This is a genomic window from Streptomyces graminilatus (assembly GCF_001418565.1).
GTDB classification, from domain to species: Bacteria; Actinomycetota; Actinomycetes; order Streptomycetales; family Streptomycetaceae; genus Streptomyces; species Streptomyces graminilatus.
The window spans coordinates 1-7,615 of sequence record NZ_LIQQ01000513.1 but is presented as its reverse complement, the minus strand read 5'-3'; the positions used below and the strand labels follow the sequence as shown (position 1 = coordinate 7,615).

Here is a 7,615-nt window from a genome sequence, read left to right as displayed (position 1 = left end):
GCCCCTTGGCCCACCGAAGCCGAACGCACCCCCGACCACACCGCCGCCCAGCTCTACGCCGAGCGCTGGATGTTCCACGGCCCGGCGTTCCAGGGGGTCACCGAACTCACCGCGCTGGGCGAGGCGCACGTACGGGGAGTCATCACGACCCCGCCCGCGCCCGGCTCGCTGCTCGACAACGTCGGGCAGATCCTCGGGTACTGGATCATGGCGACGCGCACCGAGCGGACGGTCGTGTTCCCGGTCGGGATGCGGGAGATGAGGTTCTACGGGCCGCACCCCGAACCCGGCACCGACGTCGGCTGCTTCGTGCGGATCACCTCGCTCACCGACACCGTCCTCGAAGCCGACGTCCAACTGACCGTCGGCGGCCGGGTCTGGGCGGTGCTGAGCGGCTGGCAGGACCGGCGGTTCGACAACGACCCGCAGACCAGGCCGGTCGAACGCTTCCCCGAGCGCAACACCCTCTCCCAGGGGCGTCCGGGCGGCTGGGTGCTGCTCCACGAACGCTGGCCCGACCTCGCCTCACGCGACCTCATCATGCGCAACTCCCTTGGCGGGGACGAGCGTTCGCGGTACGGGCGGCACGCGCCGCGCGGTCGTCGGCAGTGGCTGCTCGGCCGGATCGCCGCCAAGGACGCCGTACGGCGGTGGCTCTGGGAGCAGGAGGGCGAGGGCGATGTGTTCCCGGCGGAGATCCAGGTCCACAACGACCCGACCGGACGCCCGTACGTCACCGGCCTGCACGGCCGCACCCTGCCCCCGCTGGACATCTCGCTCGCCCACCGGGCAGAGGCGGCCGTCGCGATCGTACGACCGCACCGGCCCGATTCCGCTCCGGGCTCCGCTCACGGCTCCTACCCCGGCATCGACATCGAGGAGGTGGTCGAGCGGGACGCGTCGACGCTCGCCACCGCCCTCGGCCCGGCCGAACTCGCCCTGATGCGCGCCCAGTCGGCCGCCACCGGCGAGTCCGAGGCGCTCTGGTTCACCCGCTTCTGGGCCGCCAAGGAAGCCGTCGCGAAGGCGGAGGGCACCGGATTCGGCGGCCGGCCGAGGGACTTCGAGGTGCGGGAGGCCACGGAGGCCGGCGACCGGCTCACGGTCTCCGGACGCCTCGCACCCGCCTACACCGTGCATTGCGAGCAGACGGGCAATCCCCCCGGGTTGCCCGACAGGAAGTACGTCGTGGCCTGGACGACCGGATCAACCGAGTCAACCGAATCAACCGGATCAACCGGATCAACCGGATCAACCGCGTTATCCCGATCAACCGGATCGACGCGGTCGGCCGAATCAGTCACCGAGGAAAGGGAGTTGGAGCGATGAGAGGCCTCAACGGGCACACGGGCACAGCCGTCGGCGAGGAGACAGTGCTCGCCGACATCACGGGCATGCTCGCGACCCTTCTGGACGAGTACGGCCTCGACGACGTCGACATCCGTATGGAGACCACGTTCAACCGCGACCTGGAACTGGAGAGCATCGACCTGGTGACGCTGGCCGGGCTGCTGGAGGAGAAGTACGGCAACCGGGTCAACTTCGCGGAGTTCGTGGCCGACATGGACTTCGACGAGATCATCGAACTCACCGTCGGACGGCTCGTCGAGCACGTCGTCGCCAGTCTCAAGGCGACGGAGGCGGGCTGACCATGGCGATCGTCGACATCGGCGGCGGCCTCGCGCTGCACACCCAGCGCGTCGGCCCACGCGGCGGGCAGCCGGTCACGGCCACGGCCGTACTCGTGCACGGCCTGCTCACCGACAGCCTGGCCAGCTACTACTTCACCGTGGCACCGGCGTTCGCCGCCTCCGGCATCGACGTCGTGATGTACGACCTGCGCGGCCACGGCCGCTCCACCCGCCCCGCCACCGGTTACACCCTCGACGACAGCATCGACGACCTGGAGGCCCTCCTCGACCGTCTGGAGGTGACCGGCCCGGTGCATCTGGTCGGCAACTCCTACGGCGGGACAGTCGCGTTCGGATACGCGGCCCGCCATCCCGAGCGCGCCGCCAGTGTCACCCTCATCGAGTCGGAACCGGCCTCTGTCTCCTGGGCGGCCAAACTCGACGGCGCCCTGGGCCGGGTCATGCACGAACTCGCCCACAACGAGGCCGAGGCCATCGCGTGGATCACCGCCAACCGTAGCCAGAACACCGCCCGCCTCGCCAAGGGCGCCGCCCGACTGGCCCGCGAGACCAGCCTCGCCCGGGACGTCCCGGCCAGCCGCGTACTGACCGACGACGAGATAAGTTCCGTACGCTGCCCGGTACTTGGCGTGTACGGGGGTGACTCGGAACTCGCCGGACTGGCGCCGTGGATGGAGTCCGTGCTGCCCGACTGCCGGACCGTCGTCGTGCCGGGGCACGAACACTCCGTGTTCGTCGAGGCGCCGGGGACCATCGGCGGGCACATCCTGTCGCTCGTTCTCGGTGCGCCCGTTCCGGTGCGACTGGCAGGGGCGGAGGCACGATGAGCCGGTTCCTGTTCGTCGTACCGCCGCTCGTCGGGCACATCAACCCGGCCGTCGGGGTCGCCGCCGAACTCACCGCGCGGGGACACCGGTCGGCCTGGGCGTGCGCCGACCCGGCACTCGTACGGAGGCTCGCCGGGGCGGACGCCACCGTCTTCCTGTGCGCCGGGCCCGCCCTCGGCTCCGGTGGCAGCGAACGGCCGCCGGACCTGCGGGGGCCCGAGGCGCTGAAGTTCCTCTGGGAGAGGTTCCTCTCCCCGCTCGCCGAGGAGATGGCCCCCGGAGTCACCGCCGCCGTGGGGGAGTTCGAGCCCGACGTCGTCGTCTCCGACCAGCAGACCCTGGCCGGCGGCCTCGTCGCCGAACGGCTGGGCGTGCCCTGGGCCACCTCGGCCACCACGTCCGCCGAGTTCACCGACGTGCTGTCCGGCATGCCCAAGGTCGAGCAGTGGCTGTTCGAGCGGCTCGCGGGGCTCCGGAACCGAGTCGGCGACCCTGCTGGCACCGCCGATCCACGGTTCTCCCCGCACCTCGTACTCGCCTTCAGCACACCGGAGTTCGTCGGCCCCGGCGCCCGTACGGGTGAGCGGATCCAGTACGTCGGCCCGTCCGTCGCCGACCGGCCGGCCTCGTCGGACTTCCCCTGGGACTGGCTCGACCCCGCCCGTGCCACCGTCCTCGTCACCCTCGGCACCGCCAACACCGATGTCGGCGAACGCTTCCTGACCGAGTGCCTGACCGCCGCGCGCGAGCGGGCCGACCGGACGCAGACGGTGATCGTCGACCCGGCCGGCGTACTCGGCCACACCTCGGGTGGGCCGGACGGCGAGGACGGCAAGGACATCCTGATCGTCCCCTCGGTGCCCCAACTCCCGCTCCTCGAAAGGGTCGACGCTGTCGTCTGCCATGCCGGGCACAACACGGTGTGCGAGGCGCTCTGGCACGGCGTGCCGCTCGTCGTCGCGCCCATCCGGGACGACCAGCCGGTCGTCGCGGGGCAGGTCGTGGCCGCCGGGGCCGGGGTCCGGGTGCGGTTCGGGCGGGTCACCGCGCCGAAACTCGGCGCCGCGATCGACGCCGTACTGCACGAGCCCGGCCACCGCCTCGCGGCGAGCCGCGTCGGCACCGCGTTCCGGGCCGCCGGAGGTGCCTCAGCGGCGGCCACCCATCTTGAGCAACTCGCAGGCGGCGCGCCCGCCCAGGAGCCGAGGGCATGAAGGAGACGGAGACGGCATGAGCGACGACGAGCACCCGCACGACAACGGGCACGGGCACGGCCACGGGACCGACGCGCCGGAGGCCGCACAAGCACAGGCACAGGCCCCGGCTCCGGCTCCGGCTCCGGCCCCGGCTCCGGCACAGGCCCCGGCACAGGTCCCGGCGTCGGCCGCCGCCCCGACCCGTGACGAACAGGTGGCAGCCCTCCGGCCCCTCTACCAGGCCGACCTGGCCCACGGTCTCGACCGGTTCTTCGAACCCCCGCAGACCAGTTGCCCCTGGTGCGGCTCCGCCCGGCTCGCGACGCGGCTGCGGACCACCGACCTGCTCCAGCACAAGCCCGGACGGTTCGTGCTCGACCGCTGCCAGGACTGCCGGCACACCTTCCAGAACCCCCGGCTCAGCGCCGCCGGGCTGGAGTTCTACTACCGGGACTTCTACGACGGCCTGGGTGAGAAGCAGCTCGGCAACGCCTTCGCGGGCCGTACGAAGATGTACGAGCAGCGGGCCCAGGCCCTGCTCCCCTTCGACGACGCGCCCAAGAAATGGCTCGACGTCGGTACCGGCCACGGCCACTTCTGCGAGTCGGCCCGGGTCGTCCACCCGGGCACGACCTTCGACGGGCTGGACTTCACCGACGGCGCCGAACTGGCCGAACGGGCCGGACGCGTCGAGCGCGGCTACCGGGGCAGCTTCACCGAACTGGCCCCCGAACTGGCCGACCACTACGACGTCGTCAGCATGTTCCACTACCTGGAGCACAGCACCGAGCCCCAGCTCGAACTGGAAGCCGCACGGCAGGCGATCCGCCCCGGCGGTCACCTGGTGATCGAGGTCCCCGACCCCGACAGCCGCTACGCCCGGCTGCTCGGCCGCTGGTGGCTGCCCTGGCTCCAGCCCCAGCATCTGCACTTCGTGCCCGTCGGCAATCTGCGGCAACGGCTCACCGACCTGGGTTTCACCGTCGTCCTGGAGCAGCACGCCGAGCCGCACGACCCCGTCGACCTGCTGGCCGCCGTCTGGCTGGCCCTGGACAACGCGGCCTTCCGCGACAACCTGCCCTGGCTCCCGCACCCCCCGAACGCCCTGCGCCGCACCCTGCGCGGAGCCCTGCTGCTGGCCGGCGTCCCGGCACTGATCCTGGGCACCCTGCTGGACCGCTTCGCCGTCCGGCCCCTCTCGCACCGGCTGGGCGTCTCCAACGCGTACCGCCTGGTGGCGCGGCGGGACTGAACCGAGGAGGCCCGGGCGCTCTACAACACCTTGTTGCGCACGAGCAGCGACAGCACGAGGGCGCCCGGCAGCAGCGGCAGCCAGACCGTCAGGACACGGAAGCCGACGACGGTCGCGGCGGCCAGGGACAGCGGGGCGCCCATCGCGGCCAGGGTGAACACGAGGGCCGCGTCGACGGGACCGATCCCGGCCGGCGCGGGCACGGCGCCCACGGCGGCGCTCGCGGCGAGATAGGCGAAGAGGACGTCCGGCCAGGCGATCGGCAGCCCGAGCGAGGCCCCGACACTGGCCAGTACGGCCGCCTGGCACAGCGAGAATCCGGCGGCACCGCCCCACAGCGCGGCGACCCGGACCGGCCGGGTGTGCAGCCGCCGCGCGTCGGTCAGGGCCGTGCGCAGACCGTTCAGCAGGGGGCGCCGCAGCGGACGTACGAAGGCCAGCACCAGCGTCACGACGACCACCGCGCCGCTCACGCCGAGGGCGACGGGCACCAGTGTCCCCTCGTCGGGGAGGAGGTCGGTGGTGCCCAGGGAGGTCGGGAAGGTCGCCAGCAGTACGAGGATCACCAGGAGCTTCGCCACCGGCTTGACCAGCGAGTACAGGGCGAGGGAGGCGGTGGCACGGGCCAGCGGGATGCCACGGCCGGTGAGGAAGCGCAGGGTGACGGCATGGGCGCCGAGACCGGCCGGCAGGACGTTGTTGGCGGCGCCGGCGGCGAACTGCGAGGCCATCAGCAGTCCGGGCGGCAGCCGCTCCGGGATCGCGCCCTGCCGGGCGAAGGCGGCGGACACCCAGCACAGCATGGTGAACGCGCCCCCGATCGCCAGCCAGCCGGGGTCGGCGGTGGTGAGCTGCCAGGCCCCGTCGTGCAGGACCTGCCAGTTGTCCGCCGCCCAGATCCCGATGAGCAGGAGCGGCAGCACACACAGGACCCGGCGGGCGTGCCGGGCGACGGGGAACCGGGCACAGAAGGAGGCACGGGGAGCGGGGCTCTGGACCGTCGGAGCGGGCGGAGCTATGGGGACAATCGGCAATGAGGACACAGCGCGCGTCGTCCTTCCACGGTGCGCCCACGCGCTGCGGGGGCGGACGGGGGGATTTGGAGAGCGAGGCAAGGGGGGACGGCAGGAGCGTTCCCAGTCCGCGTGACGGTGTGGTGTCCAGGAAGAGAAGCGGCGATGAGGGCGGACCGGCGACACAGGTGATGGCTGGAACAGGGGGTGTCTGGAGCTGTCTGGCAGAGTCTCCCCTCCTCGCGTTCCGTCAACCAGTCAATACGTCCCATTCACGATGTCCGTTCAACGCCCCCGCGCGGCCGTCGGTTCCCACGGCTCCTCACCGGCCTCTCACCAGCTCCTCACCGGTCCTCCGGCACCGGCTCCCCGTCACCGGAGGACCGCTGGGCGCGGGGGTGGCCGAACTCGCTCAGCGCGCCCTCGACGATCGCCTCCAGCCGCGCGTGATGCGCGCCCCGCCAGTACAGACGTTCGCAGTCCACGCACTGCGCGAAGACGTCGTACGTACGCCGCGTCCCGTCCTCCAGCCGCTCGCCGACCGTCCCCTTGTCGGCCTGCTCCAGCCGTCCGTTGCAGGCGGTGCACCGGGTCCAGGGCGTGAGACCGGGCGCGAACCGGTCCAGTACGTCCCGGAGCTGGTCGTCCGGCCGGTGGCTGTACACGTACGCGCCCGCCCACAGCTCCCGGCGCCGCAGCAGCCCCCGGTCCCGGGAGAGCAGCACCCGCCGCTCGGCCGCCGACCGCGCGGCCAGCGCCGGATCGCCGATGTCCTCGCTCTCGTACGCCGTGTCGATGCCCAGGAGCCGCATCCGGCGGGCCAGCGTGCCCAGATGCACGTCGAGCAGGAACCGCAGGGGCGCCCCCGGCACCGTCTGCGGTCTGACGACGGCGGTGACCTCCACCGTCTCGCCCGCGCCCGGCACATGGGACACCGAAACCTCCCGGCCGTCGACCAGCAGCCGCCCTGCCTCGGTGAGCGGCACGCCCAGCGACTCCACCACGTGCCCCAGTGAGGACGACCCGTCGGTGACGAGGGCCGTCGGCCCGGCGCGCCGCTCGGACGGGACGAAGAGCCCCAGCTCGGGGGCGAAACTGATGACGATCTCCGGTCTGCTCACCGGGCCAGCATGGCATCGCCCGGCCCGGGCACGCCCACCGGATTTCCGGTGCACTACTCTCGGCGCTCTCGACAACACCCTGGTCCGGTTCCGTGGCCGGGCGCTCGGCCTCGCTGGTGGGGGAGTACGGCAGCATGCAGTTCGAACGTACGGGCGTGCCCGGCTACGAGGTCGCCGAGGTGCTCGGCCAGGGCGGGTTCGCCACCGTGTACCGGGCCCGCCAGCTGTCCGTGGGCCGCGAGGTCGCCCTCAAGATGGACAGTCGCGTCCTGGCCACCGGACGTGACCGGCAGCGGTTCCTGCGCGAGGTCACCGCGGCGGGCCAACTGTCGGGCCACCCGCACGTGGTGGCGGTGTACGACGCAGGGGTCCTCGACGACGGCCGCCCGTACATGGTCCTGGAGCTGTGCCCCGGCGGTTCGCTCGGCGACCGCCTCCACCGGCAGGGCCCCCTCCCGGCCGCCGAGGCCCGGGACATCGGCGTACGCATCGCCGACGCGCTCGCCGCCGCCCACGCGAGCGGTGTGCTGCACCGCGACATCAAACCGGGCAAC

General features: G+C 72.4%; 8 protein-coding genes. 6 read left to right on the top strand and 2 right to left on the bottom strand.

What is annotated here, in order from left to right:
* From AOK08_RS34635 to AOK08_RS34615, 5 genes are all read left to right on the top strand, one after another.
* A partial coding sequence (locus AOK08_RS34635; RefSeq protein WP_157876921.1) for a 4'-phosphopantetheinyl transferase superfamily protein occupies positions 1–1,329 on the top strand: 1,329 nt, incomplete at its 5' end.
* The gene (locus AOK08_RS34630) at positions 1,326–1,649 is read left to right on the top strand and encodes an acyl carrier protein (protein WP_055533394.1); all 324 of its coding nucleotides are present in this window, start codon (positions 1,326–1,328) and stop codon (positions 1,647–1,649) included. The genes AOK08_RS34635 and AOK08_RS34630, both read left to right, overlap by 4 nt.
* 2 nt (positions 1,650–1,651) lie before the next feature.
* Positions 1,652–2,479, top strand: coding sequence for an alpha/beta fold hydrolase (locus AOK08_RS34625; RefSeq protein ID WP_055533392.1), 828 nt, complete (start codon positions 1,652–1,654; stop codon positions 2,477–2,479).
* Complete coding sequence (locus AOK08_RS34620) at positions 2,476–3,693, top strand: glycosyltransferase (protein ID WP_055533390.1); 1,218 nt, start codon at positions 2,476–2,478, stop codon at positions 3,691–3,693. Before AOK08_RS34625 ends, AOK08_RS34620 begins: the two co-directional genes overlap by 4 nt.
* 196 nt (positions 3,694–3,889) lie before the next feature.
* Positions 3,890–4,927: a class I SAM-dependent methyltransferase gene (locus AOK08_RS34615; protein ID WP_055533396.1), complete on the top strand. Its 1,038-nt coding sequence runs from the start codon at positions 3,890–3,892 to the stop codon at positions 4,925–4,927.
* Between the two features lie 20 nt (positions 4,928–4,947).
* Here AOK08_RS34615 and AOK08_RS34610 read toward each other — a convergent pair whose 3' ends face one another.
* On the bottom strand, positions 4,948–5,970 hold the full coding sequence (locus AOK08_RS34610; RefSeq protein ID WP_055533388.1) for a lysylphosphatidylglycerol synthase transmembrane domain-containing protein: 1,023 nt from the start codon (positions 5,968–5,970) through the stop codon (positions 4,948–4,950).
* 314 nt (positions 5,971–6,284) lie between these two features.
* Positions 6,285–7,061 (bottom strand): Mut7-C RNAse domain-containing protein, encoded by a 777-nt coding sequence (locus tag AOK08_RS34605; RefSeq protein ID WP_055533386.1) that lies wholly within the window; start codon positions 7,059–7,061, stop codon positions 6,285–6,287.
* Positions 7,062–7,195: 134 nt separating this feature from the next.
* Between AOK08_RS34605 and AOK08_RS34600 the strand changes: the two genes are divergently transcribed.
* Positions 7,196–7,615, top strand: a 420-nt coding sequence (locus AOK08_RS34600; protein ID WP_157876920.1) for a protein kinase domain-containing protein, incomplete at its 3' end; no start/stop codon positions are given.

Excerpts from the sequence above, each read along its gene's own strand:
- AOK08_RS34620 (WP_055533390.1), top strand. The coding sequence starts at position 2,476 with ATGAGCCGGTTCCTGTTCGTCGTACCGCCGCTCGTCGGGCACATCAAC.
- AOK08_RS34625 (WP_055533392.1), top strand. The coding sequence starts at position 1,652 with ATGGCGATCGTCGACATCGGCGGCGGCCTCGCGCTGCACACCCAGCGC.
- AOK08_RS34630 (WP_055533394.1), top strand. The coding sequence starts at position 1,326 with ATGAGAGGCCTCAACGGGCACACGGGCACAGCCGTCGGCGAGGAGACA.